25 protein-coding genes and 1 pseudogene are annotated in these 24,315 nt (G+C 63.4%); 6 read left to right on the top strand and 20 right to left on the bottom strand.

The window, feature by feature from the left end; all coding sequences use genetic code 11:
• Both G542_RS16835 and G542_RS19300 read right to left on the bottom strand, forming a co-directional pair.
• A pseudogene (locus tag G542_RS16835) lies at window positions 1-386 on the bottom strand (phage late control D family protein); the annotation flags it as partial.
• The gene (locus G542_RS19300) at window positions 368-559 is read right to left on the bottom strand and encodes a hypothetical protein (RefSeq protein WP_244878712.1); all 192 of its coding nucleotides are present in this window, start codon (window positions 557-559) and stop codon (window positions 368-370) included. The pseudogene G542_RS16835 and the gene G542_RS19300, both read right to left, overlap by 19 nt.
• Window positions 560-720: 161 nt before the next feature.
• Here G542_RS19300 and G542_RS0112400 point away from each other — a divergent pair, with 161 nt between their 5' ends.
• A complete protein-coding gene (locus G542_RS0112400) occupies window positions 721-1,611 on the top strand; it encodes a universal stress protein (protein WP_027824274.1) in 891 nt (296 codons plus the stop codon).
• A gap of 170 nt (window positions 1,612-1,781) precedes the next feature.
• Here the strand turns inward: G542_RS0112400 and G542_RS0112405 are convergent, their stop codons facing one another.
• A complete protein-coding gene (locus G542_RS0112405; protein ID WP_162142364.1) occupies window positions 1,782-3,848 on the bottom strand; it encodes a sensor histidine kinase in 2,067 nt (688 codons plus the stop codon).
• A 126-nt stretch (window positions 3,849-3,974) separates the two neighbouring features.
• On the opposite strand from G542_RS0112405, the gene G542_RS17610 reads away from it, so the two are divergent.
• Window positions 3,975-4,715, top strand: coding sequence for a response regulator transcription factor (locus G542_RS17610; protein ID WP_012696372.1), 741 nt, complete (start codon window positions 3,975-3,977; stop codon window positions 4,713-4,715).
• Window positions 4,716-4,916: 201 nt separating this feature from the next.
• Here G542_RS17610 and ppx read toward each other — a convergent pair whose 3' ends face one another.
• The 8 genes from ppx to G542_RS16845 form a co-directional block, all read right to left on the bottom strand.
• The gene (gene ppx, locus G542_RS0112415) at window positions 4,917-6,440 is read right to left on the bottom strand and encodes an exopolyphosphatase (RefSeq protein WP_012696371.1); all 1,524 of its coding nucleotides are present in this window, start codon (window positions 6,438-6,440) and stop codon (window positions 4,917-4,919) included.
• A gap of 90 nt (window positions 6,441-6,530) precedes the next feature.
• The gene (gene phoU, locus G542_RS0112420) at window positions 6,531-7,232 is read right to left on the bottom strand and encodes a phosphate signaling complex protein PhoU (protein ID WP_012696370.1); all 702 of its coding nucleotides are present in this window, start codon (window positions 7,230-7,232) and stop codon (window positions 6,531-6,533) included.
• A gap of 142 nt (window positions 7,233-7,374) precedes the next feature.
• Window positions 7,375-8,037: a ribose-5-phosphate isomerase RpiA gene (rpiA, locus tag G542_RS0112425; RefSeq protein WP_012696369.1), complete on the bottom strand. Its 663-nt coding sequence runs from the start codon at window positions 8,035-8,037 to the stop codon at window positions 7,375-7,377.
• Window positions 8,038-8,110: 73 nt separating this feature from the next.
• Window positions 8,111-8,599, bottom strand: coding sequence for a 2-C-methyl-D-erythritol 2,4-cyclodiphosphate synthase (ispF, locus tag G542_RS0112430; RefSeq protein WP_012696368.1), 489 nt, complete (start codon window positions 8,597-8,599; stop codon window positions 8,111-8,113).
• Window positions 8,600-8,614: 15 nt separating this feature from the next.
• The gene (gene ispD / locus G542_RS0112435) at window positions 8,615-9,307 is read right to left on the bottom strand and encodes a 2-C-methyl-D-erythritol 4-phosphate cytidylyltransferase (protein ID WP_012696367.1); all 693 of its coding nucleotides are present in this window, start codon (window positions 9,305-9,307) and stop codon (window positions 8,615-8,617) included.
• Entirely contained in the window at window positions 9,304-10,026 is a 723-nt protein-coding gene (gene dnaQ / locus G542_RS0112440) for a DNA polymerase III subunit epsilon (RefSeq protein ID WP_012696366.1), read from the bottom strand. The genes ispD and dnaQ overlap by 4 nt, the downstream gene beginning before the upstream one ends.
• A gap of 45 nt (window positions 10,027-10,071) precedes the next feature.
• Window positions 10,072-10,521: a ribonuclease HI gene (gene rnhA, locus G542_RS0112445; protein ID WP_012696365.1), complete on the bottom strand. Its 450-nt coding sequence runs from the start codon at window positions 10,519-10,521 to the stop codon at window positions 10,072-10,074.
• A complete protein-coding gene (locus G542_RS16845; protein WP_012696364.1) occupies window positions 10,505-11,272 on the bottom strand; it encodes a class I SAM-dependent methyltransferase in 768 nt (255 codons plus the stop codon). The genes rnhA and G542_RS16845 overlap by 17 nt, the downstream gene beginning before the upstream one ends.
• A gap of 138 nt (window positions 11,273-11,410) precedes the next feature.
• Between G542_RS16845 and gloB the strand changes: the two genes are divergently transcribed.
• Complete coding sequence (gene gloB / locus G542_RS0112455) at window positions 11,411-12,190, top strand: hydroxyacylglutathione hydrolase (protein WP_211218831.1); 780 nt, start codon at window positions 11,411-11,413, stop codon at window positions 12,188-12,190.
• A 195-nt stretch (window positions 12,191-12,385) separates the two neighbouring features.
• Window positions 12,386-14,263, top strand: a complete 1,878-nt coding sequence (locus tag G542_RS0112460) for a lytic transglycosylase (RefSeq protein ID WP_027824277.1) — start codon at window positions 12,386-12,388, stop codon at window positions 14,261-14,263.
• 66 nt (window positions 14,264-14,329) lie between these two features.
• Here G542_RS0112460 and G542_RS0112465 read toward each other — a convergent pair whose 3' ends face one another.
• The 9 genes from G542_RS0112465 to cmk form a co-directional block, all read right to left on the bottom strand.
• The gene (locus G542_RS0112465) at window positions 14,330-14,974 is read right to left on the bottom strand and encodes an MBL fold metallo-hydrolase (protein ID WP_034985825.1); all 645 of its coding nucleotides are present in this window, start codon (window positions 14,972-14,974) and stop codon (window positions 14,330-14,332) included.
• Window positions 14,974-15,969 carry an ADP-glyceromanno-heptose 6-epimerase gene (gene rfaD, locus G542_RS0112470; RefSeq protein WP_012696360.1) on the bottom strand — a complete coding sequence of 332 codons (996 nt, stop codon included), beginning with the start codon at window positions 15,967-15,969 and terminating at the stop codon, window positions 14,974-14,976. The genes G542_RS0112465 and rfaD overlap by 1 nt, the downstream gene beginning before the upstream one ends.
• Window positions 15,966-16,958, bottom strand: coding sequence for a D-glycero-beta-D-manno-heptose-7-phosphate kinase (rfaE1, locus tag G542_RS16850; RefSeq protein WP_012696359.1), 993 nt, complete (start codon window positions 16,956-16,958; stop codon window positions 15,966-15,968). The genes rfaD and rfaE1 overlap by 4 nt, the downstream gene beginning before the upstream one ends.
• Before the next feature lie 9 nt (window positions 16,959-16,967).
• A complete protein-coding gene (gene pyrF, locus G542_RS0112480) occupies window positions 16,968-17,696 on the bottom strand; it encodes an orotidine-5'-phosphate decarboxylase (RefSeq protein WP_027824279.1) in 729 nt (242 codons plus the stop codon).
• 11 nt (window positions 17,697-17,707) lie between these two features.
• A complete protein-coding gene (gene lapB, locus G542_RS0112485) occupies window positions 17,708-18,880 on the bottom strand; it encodes a lipopolysaccharide assembly protein LapB (protein WP_051190053.1) in 1,173 nt (390 codons plus the stop codon).
• Between the two features lie 67 nt (window positions 18,881-18,947).
• Window positions 18,948-19,244 carry a LapA family protein gene (locus G542_RS0112490; RefSeq protein ID WP_012696356.1) on the bottom strand — a complete coding sequence of 99 codons (297 nt, stop codon included), beginning with the start codon at window positions 19,242-19,244 and terminating at the stop codon, window positions 18,948-18,950.
• A 125-nt stretch (window positions 19,245-19,369) separates the two neighbouring features.
• Window positions 19,370-19,669 carry an integration host factor subunit beta gene (locus tag G542_RS0112495; RefSeq protein ID WP_012696355.1) on the bottom strand — a complete coding sequence of 100 codons (300 nt, stop codon included), beginning with the start codon at window positions 19,667-19,669 and terminating at the stop codon, window positions 19,370-19,372.
• A gap of 11 nt (window positions 19,670-19,680) precedes the next feature.
• Window positions 19,681-21,360, bottom strand: coding sequence for a 30S ribosomal protein S1 (gene rpsA, locus G542_RS0112500; protein ID WP_012696354.1), 1,680 nt, complete (start codon window positions 21,358-21,360; stop codon window positions 19,681-19,683).
• Window positions 21,361-21,468: 108 nt separating this feature from the next.
• Entirely contained in the window at window positions 21,469-22,134 is a 666-nt protein-coding gene (gene cmk, locus G542_RS0112505; protein ID WP_012696353.1) for a (d)CMP kinase, read from the bottom strand.
• A 162-nt stretch (window positions 22,135-22,296) separates the two neighbouring features.
• On the opposite strand from cmk, the gene aroA reads away from it, so the two are divergent.
• Window positions 22,297-23,583, top strand: a complete 1,287-nt coding sequence (aroA, locus tag G542_RS0112510) for a 3-phosphoshikimate 1-carboxyvinyltransferase (protein ID WP_012696352.1) — start codon at window positions 22,297-22,299, stop codon at window positions 23,581-23,583.
• The gene (locus tag G542_RS0112515; protein WP_012696351.1) at window positions 23,580-24,014 is read left to right on the top strand and encodes a nucleoside triphosphate pyrophosphohydrolase family protein; all 435 of its coding nucleotides are present in this window, start codon (window positions 23,580-23,582) and stop codon (window positions 24,012-24,014) included. Before aroA ends, G542_RS0112515 begins: the two co-directional genes overlap by 4 nt.
• Window positions 24,015-24,315 lie beyond the last annotated feature (301 nt).

Genomic DNA, 24,315 nt, shown 5'->3' on the forward strand with positions numbered 1-24,315 from the left:
CGGATGGACAGGGTGTCCGGGCTGCCGCTGTGCTCAACCTCGTCGACGGTGTATACGCCCTTGTCCACCAGGGGCTGCCCCTTCCAGCCGATGGCCACACGCAGGCGGGCACCCCGGTTGGGGATGTCCAGCAGGCCGTCGCTGTCATCCAGTGACAGGTCCAGCATGTCGGCCTCGAGGCTGCGGTTGTCGGTCAGTGTGAGCGAGACCAGCCGGCCGGCAAACACCGGCGTCAGGTCGGTGCTGTTGCCGTCCTTGTCCTCGATGGTGATGCGGTAGTCCGGCTGCAATACCGGCTGGCCGTGCAGCGCCTGGCTGGCCAGCGTCTGCATGTCGAGGCCCGTCTGCGTGTTGAGCAGGGCATCGATCACGGCATGGCCTCCCATGCCATGTTCAGCAGCTGCTCTGAGAGATTGCCGAGCTTTGCCAACCGGTCGGCGGCATCGTCCTCGACCCGGGCCAGACTGACGGTGAACAGGCCAACCGAGCCTAGCCATGGCATCAACTCACGCATCTGCAACCGGAACCGGTCATGGTTCTGGTGAGGTTGCACATCCATGGCGTAGTATCGGCAAGTAACCAGTTCGCCCCCGACAAATGACAGGAGAATTGTCATCCACGACCGGGCTGCATGCAGTCAGACAATCGTGACAAGCCCCGTCCGGCAAGAACAATCTGCAAAACAGCCCTGTCTTCCGCCCTTCCACAGGAGCAGCCAGCATGACTGATTTTCACCGGATTCTCGCCGCCACCGACCTCTCGGCCCCTGCACGTCATGCCGCAGAACGGGCTGCACTGGTCAGCCAGGAAATCATGGCGACCCTCCACCTGCTGCACATTCCCCATCTCGCCAGCCTTGAGCGCCTGCAACAACTTGCCGTTCCCGGTGAAGAGCGCATGGAAACCCGCATACACATACAGGCTCAGGCACAACAACGACTCGACGTACTGGCCACTGCGCTTGACCAGCGTTTTGGTACATGCCCCGTCACGCATGTCGAGGCCGGTCCGCTCCTGCCGACCCTGAGGCGGATGATCAGCGCGATTACCGCCGACCTGCTGGTCTGCGGGGCCAAAGGCGAAAGCCTGGTCCGGCACCATTTGCTGGGTACCACGGCACACCGCATGATCAGCACCGCCACCTGTCCTGTACTGGTCGTCAAACAGACCGCGCATGAACCCTATCGCCGCCTGCTGGTACCGGTAGATTTTTCTCCGGCCTCCAGTCGCGCCATCCGGCACGCCCTTGCCCTGGCGCCCCAAGCCGAAATCGTGCTGCTGCATGCCTTTGAAGTCCCCTTCGAAGGCCAGTTGCGCTATGCCGGCGTTGACGACCAGATGCTCCGGCACTACCGCTCGCAGATGAAGCAACAGGCTACCGAAAAGCTCCAGGAATTGCGCAAAACAACCGGTCTGTCCGCTGATCGCTGCGAATCGGTCATTCTGCACGGGCATCCGGCCTTCCACATCCTTGAGCAGGAACAGATCCAGGATTGCGACCTGATCGTCATGGGCAAGCAGGGAGAAAGCATGATTGAAACCCTGTTGCTGGGCAGTGTCACCAAGCATGTCCTGGCAGAATCGCAGGGCGACATCCTGGTTTCGGTCTGAAAACCCGGCTGGCACCCTCGGTGCTGGCGACAAAAACCGGAACGCTGCCATACCTGATCCAGCCGGGCATTACCGCAACCTTCGTGCCAGACCGGCCATCACTTCCCTGACCCTGCGCCCGCCTGGCAGACCTTTTCCAGACGAAACCACCAGCCAGTCCGCTGCCGGTTTCAGCCCGTCCTGTCCGGCTGACGAGCCGGTACCTCCTGCATCAAGGGCGCAGGCAGCAATCGAGGCCCGGACAACGGTACCGTCGATACGACAACCGGCAGCTGCACGACAAACTCGCTGCCACCACCGGCCCGGTCCCGTACATGTATCTGTCCCTGGTGCTGCTCGACAATGCGGCGCACGATGGACAGTCCGAGCCCCAGTCCGCGAATGCTGGCGACGTGTTCGCGCCCGCGCTCGTAGCGCTCGAAAATCGTTTCCTTGAGAGCGTCGGGCACGCCACTGCCCCGGTCTGCCACAACCAGCACCAGCATGCCGTCAGGTCGGCATCCGGCATGCAGTTCAACCGGCAGCCCGGCCGGCGAGTACTTGCGGGCATTGTCGATCAGGTTGTGCAGCGCCACACGCAGCAGGAAAGGATCAATCACCACCTCGGCCACCGGAAGTTCATGCAAATGAATGTCGCCGGATTCGCACTGGATACCGGCAACCACCTCCTGCAACCAGACCGCCAGCGTGCAGCAAACCGGTTGCAGGCGCTGCGACTGCTGTCCCAGCCGGTCATCTGCCAGCCAGTTGTCGCACAGGGCCGTCAGCCGGCGTACTTCCTGCCGGATGCGGGCCAGACGCGACTGGCTGCTGCGATCAGACGCCGGCAGCCGCAGCGACAGCATCTGCGAAGCACTGTCGATCACGGCCATCGGCGTACGCAGCTCATGCGACAACATGGCAACAAAGCGGCGCTGCTCGTCCAGATCCCGCTGCTTGTCGGTCAGCGACAGCTTGAGCTGCGCCTCACGCTGCAACAACAGTCTCTCGGTACGCTGCCGTTCGCTGATTTCCTCGCGCAACAACCGGGTCCGCTCGTCCACCTGCGCGTCCAGCCGCCGGCTCAATGCCCGGGCACGGGACAGTCTGGCGACCTGTGCCAGTGTCTTTTTCTGTTGCCGGCTGAGGGTCCGGAATGCAAGGCCGGTACCCATGAACACCATCTGCAACAGGTGCGCCCCGACAGCCAGCATGTGGTTCAGCTCCCCCGGCTCCAGTACGCCCAGCAAACGCAGGAAATTCATGTCGATGCCGATGCTGTACACCGACAAACCGGCCAGAAACCAGTAGCCCAGTTGCAGCCGGCGCTGGCGGATCTGCCGCCAGCACACCCACGGCAACCAGTGGATCAGTACCAGCGACAGCAGCAGGACCAGCGGCATCAGCATGCCGTAACCGCCAAACGGCATGACAAGGCAGCCCAGTCCTGCCAGAAGGTTGGTCAGCACAATGGTCCGGTGCGCCCATGGTGCACGTCGCCGGGTTTTCAGGATCCGGGCAAAGCACAGGTTGGACAGCATGATGGCCAGCAGGAACGACAGCCCCGTCGTATAGAACGACCAGGCCGGGTTCTCGGGGTGCAGGTAACGTACCGTCAGCCCCATGGGAGCCGCCAGCGCCACACCGCTGCAAACGAGGTATGCGGCGTAAAGCAGATAGACCGTTTCCCTGGAGGCCCGCCACCACACCAGCGACAGCAGCCCGACCAGCAGCAATGCACCAAAAAACAACCCTTGCCCGAGCAGGGCATGCTGCATGTGCACGAGATAGGCGGTTTCGCCATAGATCACCGGATCAGCCTGCATGGCGCTGCTTGTGCGGATCCGCAACAGGTACAGCGACTCTCCGACCGGAGCCAGCCGGAATGTCGCCATCGGTACCAGCATCCTTCGTCCGGAAAACGGCAGGGTGTCGCCGATGCTTTCTTCCTTCCAGTCACCGGCATGTCTGGCAAACAGGCTGACACGGTCCAGTACGGCCGGCGGAACCTCCAGCCAGTGTGCCAATACCGGATCGGCAGGTGCGCGCAAGCGGAAAGCCAGCCAGACATCGTCGCCGGTATATCCCAGGGAAACATTGCCGGCCAGCGGGGAAAACTCGTCCGCCGCCAGCCGGCTGGCGGCTTCCGTGACACTCAGAAGCCGGGTCGGATCCCGTAGCACGACCATGTAGCCGGCTATGGGCAGTTGATCCCGGGTACCTGTCAGCTGGAGCAGGGCCGGTTGGGCAGCATGCACGGATACACCGGCCAAGCACAGCCATCCTGCCACAAACCATGCCAGCCAGCGGAACGGTACACGACCGCTACTCTCCAGCCCGCTTGCGCCATATAATCCCATTCAACATCAAACAGATTGATAAAAATGCCTGAATCATATCGTTTTTTCCGCATCGCCGTGGTCGAAGACGAACCGACGCTGCGTGACGATATGGCGGACTTCCTGTCGTCGTATGGCCATTTCGTCAGCGCCAGCCCTTCTGCCGAGGCATTCTGGCGCCAGCATGCCGGCAATCTGCCCGACCTCGTGATCCTGGATCTGGGCCTGCCCGGTTCGGATGGTCTGACGCTGGCCGCCCAGCTGCGCGAACTGCCACAGCCTCCGTGCATCCTGATGGTGACGGCCCGCAGCCAGCGCGAACAGCGCCTGGAGGGCTATGCCGCAGGTGCGGACGTGTATCTCGTCAAGCCGGTCGACTATCAGGAGCTGGCAGCCCTGATCCAGCGGCAGTGTGAACGCCGGCAGACCCCGGCCCGCACGCAGCTGCGCTGGCAACTCAAGCCACAGAGCTGGCTCTTGGTCACGCCGGAGGGAGAAGAAATCCAGCTCAGCGTCAGCGAGACCCTGTTGCTGCAGGAAATGGCCCGGCAAACCGGCATACCGGTCGGACATGCCCAGCTGATCCGGGCAATCGGCCACCAGCCGGACTATTTCGATCCCCGCCGGCTGGCAACCCAGATCCATCGGCTGCGCGACAAGCCCCTGCGACAGTGCGGCAAGACCCTGCCGATCGAATCGGTATACGCCCGTGGCTACGCCCTGACCGAGCCCCTGCACATCGACGGCGAGCATTTGCCGCCACACCCGGCAGCCCGGGACCGCTGAATATTGTTGCCCCCTCCCTGCCGGCAACAGTACCAGGCAGCAGGGTCATCAGATGCAAGTCTGGACGGCAGGACACCGGAGCAACACCTGGCCGGGCTGACCAGGAGTTGCCAACAAAATCTGTTTTCTCTGCAAGCCAAGGCGGCCTGATCAAGACCTTGCCAATGCTTGCCTGCGGTTTTGTTGGCTGCCCGAGCCTTCTCAGCTGCTTTTGCGTGTACGTTCCGGCTCTGCCAAGAGCTGCGGAATCAGCAGCTCAAAGCCGATGTCCTTCCAGCGTACCGCCTCTTCGGCAAGTGCCGTGGCAGTCAGCGGGTGCTGCCTGAGCCAGTCAGGTTCGAAAACCAGCCGGAATACGTGTCCGGAATCACTGCTGGCCATGAAGGTGGCCGGAAAAGCCGGATCGCGGCGGCTGCGGCTCAACAGCGCGGCCAGCCGCAACGACAGGATGGCCGGCCAGAGCGATTCGTCGATCCCGACACGATTGGCCAGCTTGGTCAGCGAACCGCGCTGCGCCATGATCAGGGTGGCCAGCCGCTGCTGCTCGCGCCGGGAAAAGCCCGGCATGTCGCTGTTTTCCACGATGTACGCGGCATGCTTGTGAAAACCCGAGTGGGAAATGTCGAGCCCCACCTCGTGCAGCTGCGCGGCCCATGCCAGCTCGCGCTCATGCTCGCCGTCAGCCGGATAAGGTGCCAGTGCGGCGTAAAACCGCTGTGCCAGCCTAGCCACCCGCTTCGCCTGCGCCGCTTCGACATGGTAGCGGCGCATCATGAAATCCACCGTCTTGGCCCGCGGATCGCAGGCTTCTTCCCGTCCGAGCAGATCGTAAAGCACGCCGTCACGCAAGGCGCCCAGCGTCAGCCCCATGCCCTGGACCTGCAATTCTTCAAAGACTGCCAGCATGATGGCCAGCCCGCCCGGCAGGACCGGAGCGCGGTCTTCGCGCAAGCCTTTGAGGGTCACGTCCTGCATCTGCCCGATCTTGATCAGTTCGTGGCGCAGGCGCTCCATGCCGTCCAGCGTGATGCCTTCTTCGCTGAAATCCGATTGCTCCAGAATGTCACGCAGCGAACGTGCCGTGCCCGAGGTGCCGATGGCACATTGCCAGTGCTCCGGCGAAAAGTCGCGGGCGATCCGCTGCACCTGGTCTCGTGCAGCCAGTTCGGCATCACGGAAACGGCTGCGGGTCATGCGCCCGTCCGGGAAGAACCGCAAGCTGTAACTGACACAGCCCATGGTCAGGCTCTCGGTACGCAGGGCCTGCATGCCCTGGCCGATGATGAACTCGGTGGAGCCGCCGCCAATATCGACCACCAGCCGCTTTTCCGGTGACAGCGGCAGGCTGTGCGCTGCACCCAGATAGATCAGGCGGGCCTCTTCACGGCCGGCGATGATTTCGATCGGAAATCCAAGCAGTGCCTCGGCCTGGGCAATGAATGCCTCGGCGTGGTTGGCCACCCGCAGAGTATTGGTGCCGACCACACGGACGCGGTCCGGCTTGAAGCCGCGCAGGCGTTCGCCGAAGCGCGCCAGACAGGCCAGCGCGCGCGCGGCCACGGCGTCATCCAGGTTGCCGTTGGGCAACAGGCCGGCTCCGAGCCTGACGGTGTCTTTCAGCGAGTCGATCGGGAACAGTCCGCCTTCGGTTACGCGGACAATCTGGAGCCGGAAACTGTTGGAACCAAGATCGACAGCGGCCAGCGTTTCAAAAGGGACGGTCATGGTACTGCACACTCGAAGCGGCAACGCCATGGTTGCCGCGCAGGAAAACAACAACGGGACGGCGTTACCGTCCCGTCGGCCAGTCAGGGCTTACAGCCCCTGACGTTCGACATCTTCCAGCGAAACGTGGCGGATGTCTTTGCCCTTGACCAAATACACCACGTATTCGGCCAGGTTTTTGGCGTGGTCGCCAATGCGCTCGATGGCCTTGGCGATGAAAATGGTGTCCAGCGACATGGAGATGGTCCGCGGATCTTCCATCATGAAAGTGATGAGCTGGCGCAGGTTGGCGCTGAACTCTTCGTCCAGCAGGCGGTCCTGACGGGCCACGTCCAGAGCCCCTTGGGCATCAAGACGGGCGAAGGCATCCAGTGCCCGGCGCAGCATCGACGTGGCCACCTCGGCCATTTTCTCGATTTCACGCAGGCGCGGCACAAAGACGCGGTCACCTTCGAGCATGCTCTTGCCGACCCGGGCGATCTTTTCCGCTTCGTCACCGATGCGCTCGAGATCGGTGATCGTCTTGATGACAGTCATGACCATGCGCAGGTCACGGGCAGCGGGCTGGCGGCGGGCAATGATGAGCTGGCATTCCTCGTCCAGCCGCACTTCCATCGCGTTGACCTGCACATCGTCGGCCATGACCTGGGACAAACGGTCCGTATCGCCGTCGAGCAGAGCCTGGACGGCATTGCCGATCTGCTGTTCGACCAGACCGCCCATCTGCAACACGCGGGTGCGGATGGTTTCGAGTTCTACGTCAAACTGCTTGGAGATATGTTCGTTGGGCATGCTGTCGCTCTTCCATTCAACTGCCAAGGGAATGCAGGCATCCCCCTGCGGAAATTGCCGGTGACACACGCCACCGGCAATCACGGTACCAGACTAAAGCAGGCAGTCTAGTCGTTTCCCTGTTACCGCTTGATGACAGGGATCATTCAATGGTCTGGACGGTACCGTCGCTGCGACCCAGCAGCAGCACGTCGGCACGGCGGCGTGCAAACAGGCCGCAGGTCACCACGCCGGCCATGCGGTTGATGGTTTCTTCCATCTCCAGCGGCTGGTCGATGGCCAGGTCATGCACGTCCAGGATCAGGTTGCCGTTGTCGGTCACGAAATTTTCGCGCCATTCCGGATGACCGCCCAGCTTGACAAGCTTGCGGGCCACCAGGCTGCGCGCCATCGGGATGACCTCGACCGGCAGCGGGAACGCCCCCAGCCGCTTGACCAGCTTGCTTTCGTCCGCAATGCAGATGAACTGGCGGGACGAGGTGGCCACGATCTTTTCACGGGTCAGCGCACCGCCACCGCCCTTGATCATGTGCAGGTAATGGTTGATCTCGTCGCAACCATCCACATACACCGGCAATTCACCCACGCCGTTCAGGTCGAACACCTGGATGCCGATCGCCTTCAGGCGGTCGGCAGTCGCCTGGGAGCTCGCCACGGCGCCTTCGATGCGGTCCTTGATCCTGGCCAGTTCATCGATGAAAAAGTTGGCAGTCGATCCGGTGCCCACGCCGATAATGGCGCCTTCCGGCACGTAGTCGATCGCTTTTCTGGCAGCCGCTGCTTTCATTTTGTCTTGTTCGTTCATGCTGACGTTCTCCACAGTAACCGCCGCCATTATCCCACAGCATGGTGACGCTGACATGGCAGCAGACAGGTTTTCATTCCTGCAGGCGTGATTGCAGCAGGCACACGGCGTCGGCGGCAATGCCTTCGCCCCGGCCCAGATGCCCGAGGCGTTCACTGGTCTTGGCCTTGACGTTGACCCGGTCCGGAGACAGCCCCAGATCAGCCGCCAGATGACTGCGCATGGCTTCGACGTACGGTGCCAGCCTGGGCGCCTGGGCAATCACCGTGCTGTCGACGTTCACGATGTCAAAACCGGCTTCCCGCACCCGGCGCACCGCTTCCCGCAGCAGCACACGGCTGTCTGCTCCCTTGAACTCTAGGTCAGTGTCAGGAAAGTGCCGGCCAATGTCGCCCAGCGCTGCTGCGCCAAACAGTGCGTCGGTAATGGCGTGGCACAGCGCATCAGCATCCGAATGCCCGTCCAGCCCCTTGTCAAACGGGATCGTCACCCCGCCCAGTACCAGAGGCCGCCCCTCCACCAGCCGGTGCACGTCCCATCCCTGCCCGATTCGCAGATTCATCCCTTGTTCTCCTTGTTATTTCCCGGCGTTGTCCAGACCGAGCACGGCCCGTGCCAGCACCAGATCGTGAGGCCAGGTCACCTTGAAATTCAGCGCATCCCCCGTCACCAGGCGCGGCACCAGGCCCAGACGTTCGATGGCGCTGGCCTCATCGGTGACCGCCCGGTCCAGCGGACGGTCCAGCGCCAGCGCCAGCATGCCGGCCCGGAACATCTGCGGGGTCTGCGCCAGCCACAATCCTTCGCGCGACACCGTCTGCGCCACCCGTTGCCCGGACGTTTCCCGCTTCAGCGTATCGGCCACCGGCAGAGCCAGCAGCCCGCCGACCGGGTCGGCCTGCAACGTGTCGATCAGCCGGTCCAGCGCATCGGGCGGCAGGCAACAGCGGGCAGCATCGTGCACCAGCACCCAGTCATCCGCTGCCGCACCGGCATGCAGCAGGCCGTTGCGTACGCTTTCGGCCCGTGTCGCCCCGCCGACCCGCAGGATTTCCAGCCGTACGTCCCGCGGCCAGTCAAAGCGGTCAAACCAGACATCGTCCGGGGCCAGCACCACCAGCACCCGGGCCAGACGCGGCTCGGCCAGCAGGCGGCGCAGGGTATGGGCCAGCAGGGGGGCGCCAGCAAGGTCAAGATACTGCTTGGGCCGGTCGGCTCCCATGCGGCTGCCGCCACCAGCCGCGGGCACCAGTGCCAGACAGCGGCTCATGCCTCTGTCCCGGCAGCCGGCGGCAACGGTTCGTAGTCACGCCACACGCATGGCCCGCCGGCCTTTTTGTCCAGCAGTTCGAGATAACGGCTGTGGACGGCACATTCGGCCTCGCTGGCTTTCTGGACCACTAGCGGCTTGCGGTTGCCCAGCCGGAGTGTCCCGCCTTCACCCTGGTCCGGCTCGATGGCCATTTCCAGGCTTTCCTGTCCGCGGGTCATGGCCAGGTAGACATCGGCCAGCAGTTCGCAGTCGATCAGGGCGCCGTGCAGGGTACGGTTGCTGCGGTCGATGTCAAAGCGGTCGCACAGGGCATCAAGGTTGTTGCGCTTGCCGGGAAAAATCTCCCGCGCCATCGCCAGCGTGTCGATGACATTGCCGGCGACTTTCTGGGTGGCGGGCAAGCCAACCCGGGCAAATTCGGCGTTGAGAAAGCCGATGTCAAACGCGGCATTGTGGATGATCAGCTCGGCATCGCGCAGAAAATCGGCGATCTCGCCGGCAACGGCCTTGAACACCGGCTTGCCTTCGAGCATGTCAAGACTGATGCCGTGCACGCGCTGGGCATCGGGATCAATGTCGCGTTGCGGGTGGATGTACAGGTGCAGGTGTCGCCCGGTCAGCTTGCGGTTGACCATTTCCAGACCGGCGACTTCGATCAGCCGGTGCGACTGCGGGTCCAGCCCGGTGGTTTCGGTATCAAGGATGATTTGACGCATATGCTTCAGTAAAACGGCAGGCCCGGGGCCTGCGCTAAAAAAGGGTTAACGGACCAGATCGACGCCGCGGTTGGCCAGCTCGTCGGCCCGTTCGTTGAATTCGTGCCCGGCATGGCCCTTGACCCAGTGCCACTGGATGCGGTGACGGGCCACTTCGGCATCCAGCATCTGCCACAGGTCGGCATTCTTGACCGGGGCCTTGCTGGCCGTGCGCCAGCCGCGGGCTTTCCAGCCTGTGATCCACTCGCTGATGCCTTTTTGCACGTACTGCGAGTCGGTGTAGATGTCGATGTCGCACGGACGCTTGAGGCAGCGCAGCGCTTCGATCACGGCTTGCAGTTCCATGCGGTTGTTGGTGGTGTCCGGCGCGCCGCCGAACAGTTCTTTTTCCTGCCCCTGACAGCGCAGCAAGGCACCCCAGCCACCGGGGCCGGGGTTGCCCTTGCAGGCGCCGTCGGTATAGATCTCGACCATAGTGTCAGGCTTTTGGTTCATTCTGCTGGCCCTCACGCGAGGTGACGGCGGGTTGTTCGGGTTGCGGGACGGCGATGATAGGGCGGCGCAGCGACCAGCCGGGCCGGATCAGCCGCATGCCGCGCACCCGTTTGATGGCATGTAAGGCATAGACGCCGCTGGCAGCCGGCCACCAGCGGTCGCCGGCCGACTCCATGAAGCGGAAGCGGCTGCGCCATTCTTCACTGCCGGTGGGCGGGGCGTAACACAGGAAGGCACCACTGGCGAGGTCGAAATCCAGCAACTCCAGCCAGTCCTTGAGACGGCGCAGGCTGAGGAAATGGGCATTCCACGGTGCCTGCTGCCGGCTCCAGACCCGTCGCAGACCGAAAAGCGAAACCGGGTTGAATCCGGTCAGCACCAGCCGGCCTTCCGGTGCCAGCACGCGTTCGGCCTCACGCAGGGTTTCCCGGGGATGCGCGCTGAAATCCAGCGTGTGCGGCATCAGGAGCAGGTCAAGGCTGCGCGTGGCAAACGGCAGCTGGTAGGGCAAGGCCTGCACACCGGCCAGGCCGGTCTGGCCGACCAGGCATTGCCACGGAATCCGGTTGCAGCGCATCAGCGGCACTCCGGTCCAGCCAAGCTGGACGGCCCGGTAGCCGAAACAGTCGGCCACCGCCTTGTCGTAAAACGCCTGCTCGCGCGCCAGCACGTAGCGACCGAGCGGGGATGCCAGCCACTGGCTCAGCGCCAGCGGCGAAGCGCCACCGGATGAGGACGAGGCGTGATTCATGATGGAATGCGGTTCTTTATCGGGCTGGCGGGAGTCAGGGTTCATTGTATCCGAAAAGCCCGGTCCTTCCGGTCCGCCCGGCCCGGCGCATCTCTGCTAGGCTTCAGCCCAGTTCCTCCTGCCCGTGACCGACATGCCATGCCCGACCTGACCATCCGACCGCTGCCCGCACTGCGCGACAACTACATCTGGCTGATCAGCCTTGGCCGCCAGGCCGTCGTGGTCGATCCGGGCGAAGCGGAGCCCGTCCTGCATGCCTTGCGCGACAACGGCCTGCAACTGGCCGCCATCCTGTTGACCCATCATCATGCCGACCATACCGGTGGCGTGTCGGCGCTGACAGCCAGCGCACCCCACGTACCGGTATTCGGTCCGCGCACCTTGTCCGCAGTCACCCACCCGGTGGACGATCATGCCCGCTTTGTGCCGGCGATCGGCTTCCCGGCATTTGAAGCCATGGCCACGCCAGGGCATACGCTGGACCACCTGTGCTACTACACGCCGGGTTGGCTGCTTTCCGGCGACACCCTGTTCGCCGGTGGCTGCGGCCGCCTGTTCGAGGGCACGGCCACCCAGATGCTGGCTTCGCTGGACCGGCTGGCCACCCTGCCTGACGATACCCGGATTGCCTGTGCCCACGAATACACCGAAGCCAACCTGGCCTTCGCCAATGCCGTCGAACCCGGCAACCCGGACATCACGGCACGCCAGCAACGGACCCGGCAGATCAGGCAGGACGGCAAGCCCAGCCTGCCGGCTCTCCTGTCGGAAGAGCGCCTGACCAACCCGTTTTTGCGCATCCGCCAGCCGGTCGTACGGCAAGCGGTCATCCGTCATGCCGGCCCGCCCCCTGTCGCTGACGATGTCGGCCTGTTTGCCGCCCTGCGCAACTGGAAAAACAACTTCCCGTCAGCATAAAAATGTCTGTTTGCCGCTAAACCACCCTTTCGTTACGTATATTCACGTATCACCTTGTGGAAAAAGAGGATTCCATTCGTCCGGCCAGCAAAAATACCGCAGTAAAACATCTGAAATCATTGGCATTTCGACTTGACGCTCGGGCAAGGCTCGCCATAGCATCAACGCAATTTTTTGCCCTCTGCCCGCCCCATCATGAAAACCCCTGTCAAACTGGCGTTTGCACTGGCTTTGTCCGGATCGATTTCCCTTCCCGCCCATGCCGATTTTTTCGGCCGCACCGATCCGGAATCTTCAGCGGGTTTTGCCATGATGCGGCAGAACAACATCCTGCTGCGCAACGGCGACGACGTCCTGCAACGCATCCGTGACGGGTTCCAGTTTGATGAGGTGAACAGCGAACTGGTCCGCCGCTTCGAGCGCACCTACGCTGCCAACCCGGCCGGATTCGAGCGCACCTTCAACCGCGGCAACAAATACCTGTTCCACATCATCAACGAAGTGGAACGGCGTGGCATGCCCACCGAAATCGCCCTCTTGCCCATGGTGGAAAGCGCTTTTGTCGCCACCGCCGAATCACCGGTCGGTGCTGCCGGCCTGTGGCAGTTCATGCCCGCTACCGGTCGCCAGTACGGCCTGGAGCAGACCTGGTGGTACGACGGCCGTCGCGATGTCACTGCCGCCACCCGTGCTGCCCTTGATTACCTGGAAAACCTCTACGGGCTCTTCGGTGACTGGTCACTGGCACTGGCCGCCTACAACTGGGGCGAGGGCAATGTCAGCCGTGCCATCGAACGCAACCGCGCCCGGGGCCTGCCGACCGACTTTGAAAACCTGCGCCTGCCCAATGAAACCCGGCAATACGTTCCCAAGCTGCTGGCCGTGCGCAACGTCCTGCGCGAGCCCGGCCGTTTTGGCGTGCAGATGGGCAAGCTCCCCAACCGGCCCTACTTTGTCGCCGTCACCACCAGCCGTCACATGGACCTGGATGTTGCAGCCCGGCTGGCCGGCATTGCCCAAGAAGACCTGCGCCAGCTGAACCCGGGCTACAACCGCCCGCTGCTGGCCTACAAATCCGGTCGCCAGCTTCTGGTGCCGGCACAGCAGATTGACCATTTCGAACGCAATCTGGCGGCCCATCAGGAATCCCTGACCCGCTGGCAAGCAGTCGTGGTGCAGGAAGACGAAACCTTGGCTGACCTCGCCACGCGCTACAACATGAGCGAGCGCGAACTCAAGCAGGTCAACCGTATCAGCAGCATCCGGGCTGGCCAACCGCTGCTGGTGGCAGCCGGCTCCGTCCAGACAACCACACCGGATGACGCGCCGCAGGTTGCCCAGGCAGCAACGCAGCCGGTCAGGCTGGCCATGTCCAGCCCGACAGAATCGCCGGCAGCTCCGCTCAAGACTGCGGCCACAGACAAGACAGCCACACCGTTTGCCGACATTGCCACTGCCGACGCACAGAAGCCGGTGATTGCATCACCCAAGACCGTGGCGGCTACCGGCACGCCGTTTGCCGATATCGCCTCCGCCACTACGGATACACCCTCGGTATCCACCCGCCAGACGGTCGCAGAAGCCGTGGCACCGGCCGAGGTTTCGGGTACGTCATCACCTCGTGGCATCGCCACAGCCAAGCCAGCCAGCCAGATGCACGAGGCCCGGTATATCGTCGCCCGGGGGGACACCCTGTACAGCATTGCCCAGCGCCACAACATGAAGCCGGACGAGCTGCGCGCCCTGAACAGCCTTGACAGCAACACGGTACGTACCGGCCAGCCGCTCAAGGTGGCAGCCGCCCAGCCGGCAGCAATACCGCCCGTGGCTCCGTCCATGATCGCCACGGTATCTGCCGCGCAAGCCATGGATGACACCCGCCCGGCCGGTAACGGCATCATCCGCGTATCGCAGGATGCCGGCAGCCAGCAGTACGTCGTGCAGACCGGCGATACCGCCTACAGCATCGCCCGCAAGTTCGGCGTCGCCTACCGCGACCTTGCCCGCTGGAATGACGCCCGCCAGCTGCAACGCCTGCAACCCGGTCACAAGGTGCTGATCGTCGGCAGCTGAATACGGCCCGGCCAACAAAAAAGCCGATGCAACTGCATCGGCTTTTTTACCGGATCAAACCGGTCGTCATCCAAAGCGTGGATCAGCTACAAACGGATTGTAGCGACGCTCCTCACCCAGCGTGGATTCCGGCCCGTGACCAGGAATGAAGCGTACATCGTCGCCCAGCGCGAACAGGGTTTCGCGGATCGAGCGAATCAGTTCAGCATGGTTGCCACCGGGGAAATCGGTGCGCCCGATCGAACCGGCAAACAGTACATCCCCGACCCAGGCCAGCCCGGCCTGGCGATCAACGAACACCACATGTCCCGGCGTATGCCCCGGACAATGCAGCACCTCCAGCTCGCACTCCCCCACGCTCAGGCAGTCACCGGCCTTGAGCCAGCGATCCGGCACCAGTACCTCAGCTGGCGGGAAACCGAACATCTGCGACTGCTGCGGCAATCCCTTGAGCCAGTAGTCATCGGCCTGGTGCGGACCCGCCACCGGCACCCCCAGACGCGCCGCCAGACTGGCGGCACCGCCGACATGATCAAGATGGCCATGCGTCAACAACACCTGACGCACCGACACACCCAGTTCGTCGATGATCGACAGGATATGGTCGACATCACCGCCCGGATCAATCACGGCGGCTTCCCGGGTCGCATCGCACCAGACAATCGAGCAGTTCTGGGCAAACGCCGTCACCGGCACGACACGGTAACCCATCACAGGACCTTTTCGGCGTAGCGCGCCACGCCCTCGGCGACGGTCAGGAACGGCTCGTCGTAGCCGGCCTCGCGCAACAGGCTGATGTCGGCGCAAGTGTAGCTCTGGTATTTGCCCTTGAGCGCATCGGGGAAATCGATGTATTCGACCATGCCGTCTGCCACCATCTGCTCCAGCGACAGGGGCGCTTCGCCGGCCTGCTGGCGGCAGGCATTGACGGCGGCCACCGCAACATTGTTGAACGGTTCGGCCCGGCCGGTGCCCAGGTTGAAGATGCCCGAGAGCTCCGGACGGCCGAGGAAAAACAGGTTGACCTTGACCACGTCCTCGACCGACACGAAATCGCGGCTCTGGGTGCCGGCAGCGTAGCCGTCGTACGGACCGAACAGGCGCACCTTGCCGGTCTCGCGGAACTGGTTGAAGTGGTGGAACGCCACCGAGGCCATGCGACCCTTGTGCTGCTCGCGCGGGCCGTAGACGTTGAAATAGCGGAAGCCGGCCACCTGGGCAGTCAGGCCGGACGCCATGCGGCGGCGCACCACCTGGTCGAACAGGAATTTGGAATAGCCGTAGACATTGAGCGGGGACTCATGGCCGCGCTCTTCGCGGAACACCGAGCCGCCGCCATACACCGCAGCACTGGAGGCATACAGGAAGGGAATGGCATCCTGCTGGCAGTACTCGAGCAGGCTGACGGAGTACTGGTAGTTGTTCTCCATCATGAACTTGCCGTTGTGCTCCATGGTGTCGGAACACGCCCCTTGGTGCAGCACGGCACGGATTTCGCCATCCCAGACGCCGTCCAGCAGCATTTCGATGAAATGGTCCTTGTCGACATAATGGGCAATGTCGCAGTCGACCAGATTGCGGAATTTCGGCCCGTCGGTCAGGTCATCCACGGCGATGATGTTCTTCTCGCCGCACTTGTTCAGCGCCTTGACCAGGTTGGAACCGATAAAACCGGACGCACCGGTCACCACAATGTATTTGCTCATGCTGCATCTCCCGAGGCGGCTCGCCGCTCGCCAAAGAGTTCGGTAAAAGTCACCACTGCCGTACCCAGCTTGCCCACCACGATGCCGGCCGCCGCATTGGCAACCTGCATGGCTGCCGGCAGGTCAAAGCCGGCCGCGCACATCAGGCCCAGCGTGCCGATCACGGTGTCGCCGGCGCCCGACACATCGAACACCTCGCGCGCCACGGTCGGTACGTGCTCGGTGCCGCCGGCACGAAACAGGCTCATGCCGTCCTCGCTGCGAGTCACCAGCAAGGCATCAATGTCCAGCGCCTGCCGCACACCGGCAGCGCGCCGGACCAGATCAGCCTCATCCTTCCAGGCGCCGGTCACCGCACGCAGCTCGCTGCGGTTGGGGGTAATCACGCTGGCTCTGGCGTATTTGTCCCAGTCATCCCCTTTCGGGTCGACCAGCACCGGCTTGCCGGCCTGGCGGGCCAGCTCGATCATGCGGGCCACATGGGTCAGGCCACCCTTGCCGTAGTCGGACAGGATGACCACGTCGTGCGCATCCACCAGCCGCTGATAGTCATCCAGCTTGTCGGCCAGCACTTCATGGCTGGGTTGATCCTCGAAATCCAGCCGGATCAGTTGCTGCTGGCGGGCGACCACCCGCAGCTTGATGGTGGTGGAAATGGCCGCGTCCCGCTTGAGCGAAACCCGGACGCCATCCCCCTCCAGCAAACGTGTCAGCGCATCGGCAGCCTCGTCCTGTCCGGCTACGGACAGCAGCGTGGCCTGTCCGCCCAGACTGGCGATGTTGCGCGCCACGTTAGCGGCTCCGCCGGCCCGTTCTTCCATGCGGCTGATCTTGGCCACCGGCACCGGTGCCTCCGGCGAGATGCGCTCGCAATCACCAAACCAGTAGCGGTCCAGCATCACGTCGCCGACTACCAGCACCCTGGCTTGCGCCAGCCGGTCAGACAGGTCGGGACGCTCACGGACCGACTGCAAGACGGTATTCGTCATGATCGGGCCTTAACGTGCAGCCAGTCCGGCATTGATGGCAGTCAGGGTCGCCAGCGGATCGGCAGCCTTGGTGATCGGCCGGCCGATCACCAGATAGTCGCTGCCGGCCGCCATGGCGGCGGCGGGCGTCATCACCCGCCGCTGGTCATCGGCCGCACTGTCAGCCAGCCGGATGCCCGGTGTCACCAGCTTGAAAGAGGCGCCGAGCAGGTTCTTGAGTGCTGCAGCTTCCTGCGCTGAGCACACCACGCCGTCCAGCCCGCTGGACTGCGCCAGACGGGCCAGCCGTTCCACCTGCACGGCGGCAGCGGGCAGCCCCAGTTCGGCCAGCTCTTCGTCGGTCATGCTGGTCAGCACGGTGACACCGATCAGCAGCGGACGGACCGAGCAGTTGGCGACGGCTTCGCGGGCGGCCTCCATCATGCGCCGGCCACCCGAGGCGTGCATGTCCACCATCCACACGCCCAGATCGGCGGCTACCCGGCAGGCGCTGGCCACGGTGTTGGGAATGTCGTGGTATTTCAGGTCCAGGAACACGTCAAAGCCGCGGGCCACCAGCTGGTCGACCAGCTTGCGCCCCGAAGCAGTAAAGAGTTCCTTGCCGACCTTGAGCCGGCACTGCGACGGTTCAAGCCGGGCTACAAATTCCAGGGTGTCGGCGTCGGTCGGGAAATCAAGCGCCACGATGACGGGCGACAGGCAGCCGCCCGAGGGCGCGGAGGGAGCAAAAGGATTCATGACGGATTCAATCAGACGGCGAGCGCCTCGGAGCGGTTGGGGGTAAAGCTTTCCCATTCACCACACGCTGGGCAGCGCCAGAAAAAGGTTTTGGAACGGAAGTTGCAATGCTGGCAGCGATAGACCCGCAGGCGGCGGGCGTGGTTCAGCATCAGTTCGCGGGCCAGCTCGGCATCCTGCCGTGCGGCAGGATTCAGGGTGGCGAACTGGGCGTCGATCAGCTTGGCCATACCGGCCAGCGACGGTGCGCCATGCACCGCGTCACGCAGGAAGGCCAGACCTTCCTGGTCACCCTGCAACTGCGCCACGCTTGAATACACCAGATCGACCATGTCGAGCTGCGGATAGGTAGCCAGCCAGCCGCGCAGCAGCTTGACCACCTCGGCCGGGCGCTGCTCACGCTCGTAAGCATCCACCAGCCGCTCGGCCACATGGGCGAGATAGTCGGGCTGGTGGATTTCGAGGCTTTGCCAGGCAGCAATCGCAGCCTGGGTGTCACCACTCGCCAGCGCCACATCGCCTTGCAGCAGGTAGGCCCGCGGGCAGCGGCGGTTGGCCGCCAGCGCGGCTGCGACTTCCTGACCGGCCGAGGCCAGGTCGGACTTGATCAGGGCGGTCTGGGCCAGTTCGCAGTGGAACTGAGCCAGCTCGCGCTGGTAGTGGGTGATGTCGTTGCGCAACTCGCCGGCAATCTGGATGGCCCGCGCCCAGTCACGTTCCTGCTGGAAAAGGTCCAGCAGGCGCGAGCGGGCGCGGTCGGCCACGCCGGCCCGTTGCGACAGCGGCAGCAGGATTTCCTCAGCCCGGTCGACCAGTCCGGCACGCTGGAAGTCCTCGGCAAGTTCCAGCTGGATCAGGTCACGATGCTGCTCGGGCAGGTCGGCGCTAGCCAGCAGTTGCTGGTGCAGACGGATGGCAAGGTCGTTTTCACCGCGCCGGCGATAGAGCTTGCCAACCGAAACCTGCAGTTCCAGCACATCCGGTTCCTGGCGGGCGACTTCGGTCAGGCGCCGGCTGGCTTCGGCACTGTCACCGTCAACCAGCGCGGACAGGCCCTTGAAATAGTCGGTCGGCAGCTTGCGGGCACTGAGGATGACGGCCCGCATGTCGATGCGTGCCGCCAGCCAGCCCAGACCGAAAAACAGCGGGATGACCAGAAGCCACCAGAGTTCAAATTCCAGCACGAAACCAACCTATGCAAAGGGATACGGAAAAACGGCCGCTTGCGCGGCCCGGTCGGGACTGGGGGCGTCAGTCAGCCAGTGCGTCACTGGGGTCGTGCACCACACCGGAGGCCGCCTGCTGGCGCGCGCGCAGCTCTTTTTTCAGGGCAGTCAGCTCGCGACGCAGACGAAGCGAATAGAAGAAACCGGCCGACAGGCCCGTTGCCACGCCGATGGCGAAAAATACCAGCAGGATCAGGATCAGCGGCGCCTCGACACTCTGCCCCATGAACAGATGGAACTGCGTCACGGCGCTGTTCTGCATGGCCAGCGTCAGCAGCAGCACGAATACCAGAAACTTGATGAGCCAGCCTAGATAGCGCATGAGCGTCCCCACCTGAGCGAAAGCTGCGAGTTTAAACGAAGTCGCCGTCCGGCGCAGCGCCCTGCGACGGGCAAACAAAAACGCCGCAGGAGTGTTCCTGCGGCGTTCTGTACAGCCATGCCGTCTTACGCTTCTTGAAGCATCGAACTGGTGTCGACGCGTTCGCGCAGTTCCTTGCCGGCCTTGAAATGCGGCACGAACTTTTCCGGTACGTGCACACTGCTACCTGACTTGGGATTGCGCCCGGTTCGCGGCGGACGGTAATTGAGATCGAAGCTGCCAAAGCCCCGGATCTCAATGCGCTGGCCGCTGGCCAAACTCACCGCCATGGCATCAAGGATGGTCTTGACGGCGAGTTCGGTATCTTTGGCGACCAGATGTGGGTAGCGTTCCGCGAGCCTGGCGATGAGCTCAGACTTGGTCATACGCTCCCGAATTACTCGTTGCCGCCCGACAGCTTGGCCTTGAGCAGTGCGCCCAGGTTGGTGGTGCCGGTGTTGGCATTGGCTTCAGCCTGGAAGCGGGTGATGGCACCCTGCTCTTCGGCCACGTCCTTCGCCTTGATCGACAGCTTGACCGAACGCGACTTGCGGTCGACGTTGATGATCAGGGCTTCGATCTCTTCGCCTTCCTTCAGCAGACTGCGTGCGTCTTCCACGCGGTCGCGGGCCAGTTCGGAGGCCGGCAGGTAGGCTTCGATGTCGCCTTCGAGCATCACGACGGCACCACGTGCGTCCACCGACTTGATCACGCCCTTCACCAGACTGTTCTTGTCGTTGACCGACAGGAAGTTGCTGAACGGATCGCCTTCGAGCTGCTTGATGCCCATGGAGATGCGTTCCTTGTCGGTGTCGATCGACAGGACCATGGCTTCAACTTCGTCACCCTTCTTGAAGTTGCGGATGGCTTCTTCGCCAGCCACGCTCCAGGAGAGGTCGGAAAGGTGAACCAGACCGTCGATGCCGCCCGGCAGGCCGATGAACACGCCGAAGTCGGTGATCGACTTGATGGCGCCGCGGATCTTGTCGCCCTTCTTGTAGTTGGCCGAGAAGTCGTCCCACGGGTTCGGCATGCACTGCTTCATGCCCAGGGAGATGCGGCGGCGGTCTTCGTCGATCTCGAGAATCATGACTTCGACTTCGTCACCCAGGCTCACGACCTTGGACGGGTGGACGTTCTTGTTGGTCCAGTCCATTTCGGACACGTGCACCAGACCTTCGATGCCCTGTTCGATTTCGACGAATGCACCGTAGTCGGTCAGGTTGGTCACGCGGCCGAACAGGCGGGTGCCCGACGGATAACGGCGGGACAGGCCCACCCACGGATCTTCGCCCAGCTGCTTGAGACCCAGCGAGACGCGGTTCTTTTCCTGGTCGAACTTGAGGACCTTGGCTTCGACTTCGTCACCCACGGCGAGCACTTCGCTCGGGTGCTTGACGCGGCGCCATGCCAGGTCGGTGATGTGCAGCAGGCCGTCGATGCCGCCGAGGTCAACGAATGCACCGTAGTCGGTGATGTTCTTGACGATACCCTTGACGATGGCGCCTTCCTTGAGGCTTTCCAGCAGGGCCTTGCGCTCTTCACCCAGGGTTTCTTCCAGCACGGCACGGCGCGACACAACGACGTTGTTGCGCTTGCGGTCGAGCTTGATGACCTTGAATTCGATCTGCTTGCCTTCGAACGGGGTGGTGTCCTTGACCGGACGCACGTCAACCAGCGAACCCGGCAGGAAGGCGCGGATGCTGTTGACCATGACGGTCAGGCCGCCCTTGACCTTGCCGCTGATGACGCCGGACAGGATCTTGCCGGCTTCTAGGGCTTCTTCCAGCTCCAGCCAGGCAGCCATGCGCTTGGCCTTGTCGCGCGACAGCTTGGTTTCGCCGAAGCCGTTTTCCAGGCTTTCGAGTGCCACGGTCACGAAGTCGCCGATGCTGACTTCGAGTTCGCCCTTGTCGTTCTTGAATTCTTCGGTCGGGATCAGGGATTCCGACTTGAGACCGGCGTTGACGATCACGAAGTTCGGGTCGATGCCGACAACTTCGGCGGTGATCACTTCACCTGCCTTCATGACCTGACGGCTCAGGCTTTCTTCGAACAGGGAGGCAAAGCTTTCCATGGTGTTAGTCATTGAGATCAGACTCGGTTGCGAGTCGCGAACGGCCCGCGGGGTTAGGTTGATGAAAAAAGGCAGCCCTGCCATCGTGGCGGGTGCCGGGCAAAAAAATCAGGCCCGTAGCGACAAGGCGCGATACCAGCCGACAATCCGGGCAACAGCCTCGTCGATCGTCATGGAAGTGGTATCGAGCAGTTTCGCGTCGGGCTCCTGTTTCAGCGGAGCAACCGGTCGCGACGCATCGCGCGCATCACGATCAAGAATGTCCTGCTTAATCTGCGGGAGGTTAGCAGACTCCCCCTTTGCGATCAACTGCTTATAGCGTCTTTGTGCCCGCTCTTCGGCACTGGCGGTCAGAAACACCTTGAGAGCGGCATCCGGAAAAACCACCGACCCCATGTCACGCCCGTCGGTCACCAGCCCCGGAGCCTGCCGGAAATCGCGCTGGCGTTGCAAAAGCGCACTGCGCACGGCAGGCAGCGCAGCAATCCGGGAAGCGCCCATGCCGGTTTCCTCGGTCCGGATGGCTTCGGTGACATCTTCCTGTTCCAGCCAGATCCGCTCGTCACGAAACGCCACCGGCAGACGCACGGCAGCCAGCGCCAGCCGGGCCTCGTTGTCGAGGTCAACGCCCTGGCGCCGGGCGAACAGGGCCGTCACCCGGTACAGCGCACCGGAATCCAGATAGGCAAAGCCCAGCTCCCGCGCCACCCGTCCGGCCACGGTTCCCTTGCCAGAGGCCGACGGCCCATCCACGGTAATGACAGGAATCAACATACGTTCGGTCCAACCCATTGAAAAGCGAAAGCCGGACACATCATCCGGCTCTTCTGCAAACCGGGCATCCTAGCGAACCTTTACATGCCACACAATCCGGCTCGCACTGGCGCCGCAGGCTGTGCTAGCTTCGCCCTCCTGTGCCCTCAACCTGTATTCGTCATGGAATTCCTCGATCTCGCCCCGTGCGCCACCCTGCGCGGCACGGTTGCCCTGCCCGGCTCCAAAAGCATTTCCAACCGCATGCTGCTGCTCGCCGCCCTCGCCACCGGCAAGACCCAGGTTCATGGCGTGCTTGAGGCCGACGATACCGACCGCATGCTGGAGGCCCTGCAACAGCTGGGCATCCGCCTTGCGCAACAGGCACACAGCCGGACTTTCTGCATCGAAGGCTGTGACGGCCGCTGGCCGGTCCGGCAGGCCGACCTTTTCCTCGGCAATGCCGGTACCGCATTCCGGCCGCTGACCGCCGCACTGGCACTGGCTGGCGGCGACTATCACCTGCACGGCATCGCCCGCATGCACGAACGTCCGATCGGCGACCTGGTCGAAGCCCTGCAAGGCCTGGGCGCCGTCATCGAATACGCAGGCACACCGGGTTATCCGCCACTGCACATTCATCCGGGCCATGTCACGCCGGGCAGCACCACCCGGGTCAAGGGCAACGTGTCCAGCCAGTTCCTGTCAGCATTGCTGATGGCATTGCCGCTGGCCGGTGGCGGTACGGTCGAAGTCGAAGGAGAACTGATCTCCAAACCCTATGTTGACCTGACACTGCGGCTGATCGAACGCTTTGGCGTCACGGTCGGGCGCGATGGCTACTCCCGCTTCACCGCAGAAGCCGGCAGCCACTACCGCAGCCCCGGGGCCATCCATGTCGAAGGTGACGCTTCCAGCGCCAGCTATTTCCTTGCGGCAGGCGCACTGGGTGGCGGGCCGGTGCGCGTCACCGGCGTCGGACGCAACAGCATCCAGGGTGACATCCGCTTTGCCGACGCCCTCGCGGCCATGGGAGCCGGCATCGACATGGGGGACGACTGGATCGAGGCGCAAGCCCCGGCATCGGGACGCCTGCGCGCCGTCACCCTCGACTGCAACCATATTCCGGATGCGGCCATGACCCTGGCCGTCGCCGCCCTGTTTGCCAATGGCACCACCACCCTCACCAACATCGCCAGCTGGCGCGTCAAGGAAACCGACCGGATTGCCGCCATGGCCACCGAGCTGGGCAAGCTGGGCGCCCTAGTGGAAACGGGTCATGATTTCATCCGCATCACTCCGCCAGACCAACTGACACCCGGTGCCGCCATCGATACCTACGATGACCACCGCATGGCCATGTGCTTCAGCCTGGCGAGCCTCGCCGTTCCGGTCCGCATCAACGACCCGCGTTGCGTGGCCAAAACCTTCCCCGGTTATTTCGACGCCTTTGCCAGCCTGCGCGCATGAACGAAGACCGCTTTGTCGCCGACCGCCGCGCCTTCATGGCCGCGGCCGGCGAAGTCCAGCCGGTTCACCCGGTATTCCGCCCGCACAAGCTCGCCATGTGGGAAACCATGATCGCAGAGGAAACCGCTGAACTGGCCGAGGCACTGGCACACTACCGAACCGTCAATCCGGCCGACCCGCAGGCTCTGACAGCAGCGCAGGCCGAACTGTGCGCCGAGGGCTGCGACCTGATCAACGTCATCGTCGGCCTGCTGCTTTCGCAAGGACTGCCCGTCAGCGCCATGGCTGATGCCATTCACCGGGCCAATCTCGACAAGCTGGCCGGAGGTGTCCTGCGCCGTGAGGACGGCAAGGTACTGAAGCCGGAGGGCTGGCAACCTGCCGACAAACTGGCCGTGATCCGCGAAGCCTGCGGGCAGGCGCCGGAATGACCAAACCGGGGTTGCCGGGCATCCGTTTTGCGCGACACCTCCCGGACATGGCAAGCATGCCCGCCAGAGGATCTTTTCCGCCCGCGCACGATCGTCCGGACAGCGATAAGCCGGACGATCGCACTGACCAGATACACCGCTGCGGTTGCAACCACCTCCAGCCGGAATCCGGCAGACAGCCAGCAAAACAACCCGGACCGGGTGCAACCGGTTCCTCCTGTCAGCCCTGCCGGCCAAACGATGCCGGCTGTCTACACTCGATAGGGACATGGCCGACCGGCCAGCCTGATTGAGCATGATT

The sequence above is a fragment of the Laribacter hongkongensis DSM 14985 genome, assembly GCF_000423285.1.
GTDB lineage: Bacteria > Pseudomonadota > Gammaproteobacteria > Burkholderiales > Aquaspirillaceae > Laribacter > Laribacter hongkongensis.

What these genes read in the sequence shown, in the direction of transcription:
- G542_RS19300 (WP_244878712.1), bottom strand. Translation starts at nt 559, where the DNA reads ATGGATGTGCAACCTCACCAGAACCATGACCGGTTCCGGTTGCAGATG.
- G542_RS0112400 (WP_027824274.1), top strand. Translation starts at nt 721, where the DNA reads ATGACTGATTTTCACCGGATTCTCGCCGCCACCGACCTCTCGGCCCCT.
- G542_RS17610 (WP_012696372.1), top strand. Translation starts at nt 3,975, where the DNA reads ATGCCTGAATCATATCGTTTTTTCCGCATCGCCGTGGTCGAAGACGAA.
- ppx (WP_012696371.1), bottom strand. Translation starts at nt 6,440, where the DNA reads ATGACCGTCCCTTTTGAAACGCTGGCCGCTGTCGATCTTGGTTCCAAC.
- phoU (WP_012696370.1), bottom strand. Translation starts at nt 7,232, where the DNA reads ATGCCCAACGAACATATCTCCAAGCAGTTTGACGTAGAACTCGAAACC.
- rpiA (WP_012696369.1), bottom strand. Translation starts at nt 8,037, where the DNA reads ATGAACGAACAAGACAAAATGAAAGCAGCGGCTGCCAGAAAAGCGATC.
- ispF (WP_012696368.1), bottom strand. Translation starts at nt 8,599, where the DNA reads ATGAATCTGCGAATCGGGCAGGGATGGGACGTGCACCGGCTGGTGGAG.
- ispD (WP_012696367.1), bottom strand. Translation starts at nt 9,307, where the DNA reads ATGAGCCGCTGTCTGGCACTGGTGCCCGCGGCTGGTGGCGGCAGCCGC.
- dnaQ (WP_012696366.1), bottom strand. Translation starts at nt 10,026, where the DNA reads ATGCGTCAAATCATCCTTGATACCGAAACCACCGGGCTGGACCCGCAG.
- rnhA (WP_012696365.1), bottom strand. Translation starts at nt 10,521, where the DNA reads ATGAACCAAAAGCCTGACACTATGGTCGAGATCTATACCGACGGCGCC.
- G542_RS16845 (WP_012696364.1), bottom strand. Translation starts at nt 11,272, where the DNA reads ATGAATCACGCCTCGTCCTCATCCGGTGGCGCTTCGCCGCTGGCGCTG.
- gloB (WP_211218831.1), top strand. Translation starts at nt 11,411, where the DNA reads ATGCCCGACCTGACCATCCGACCGCTGCCCGCACTGCGCGACAACTAC.
- G542_RS0112460 (WP_027824277.1), top strand. Translation starts at nt 12,386, where the DNA reads ATGAAAACCCCTGTCAAACTGGCGTTTGCACTGGCTTTGTCCGGATCG.
- G542_RS0112465 (WP_034985825.1), bottom strand. Translation starts at nt 14,974, where the DNA reads ATGGGTTACCGTGTCGTGCCGGTGACGGCGTTTGCCCAGAACTGCTCG.
- rfaD (WP_012696360.1), bottom strand. Translation starts at nt 15,969, where the DNA reads ATGAGCAAATACATTGTGGTGACCGGTGCGTCCGGTTTTATCGGTTCC.
- rfaE1 (WP_012696359.1), bottom strand. Translation starts at nt 16,958, where the DNA reads ATGACGAATACCGTCTTGCAGTCGGTCCGTGAGCGTCCCGACCTGTCT.
- pyrF (WP_027824279.1), bottom strand. Translation starts at nt 17,696, where the DNA reads ATGAATCCTTTTGCTCCCTCCGCGCCCTCGGGCGGCTGCCTGTCGCCC.
- G542_RS0112490 (WP_012696356.1), bottom strand. Translation starts at nt 19,244, where the DNA reads ATGCGCTATCTAGGCTGGCTCATCAAGTTTCTGGTATTCGTGCTGCTG.
- G542_RS0112495 (WP_012696355.1), bottom strand. Translation starts at nt 19,669, where the DNA reads ATGACCAAGTCTGAGCTCATCGCCAGGCTCGCGGAACGCTACCCACAT.
- rpsA (WP_012696354.1), bottom strand. Translation starts at nt 21,360, where the DNA reads ATGGAAAGCTTTGCCTCCCTGTTCGAAGAAAGCCTGAGCCGTCAGGTC.
- cmk (WP_012696353.1), bottom strand. Translation starts at nt 22,134, where the DNA reads ATGTTGATTCCTGTCATTACCGTGGATGGGCCGTCGGCCTCTGGCAAG.
- aroA (WP_012696352.1), top strand. Translation starts at nt 22,297, where the DNA reads ATGGAATTCCTCGATCTCGCCCCGTGCGCCACCCTGCGCGGCACGGTT.
- G542_RS0112515 (WP_012696351.1), top strand. Translation starts at nt 23,580, where the DNA reads ATGAACGAAGACCGCTTTGTCGCCGACCGCCGCGCCTTCATGGCCGCG.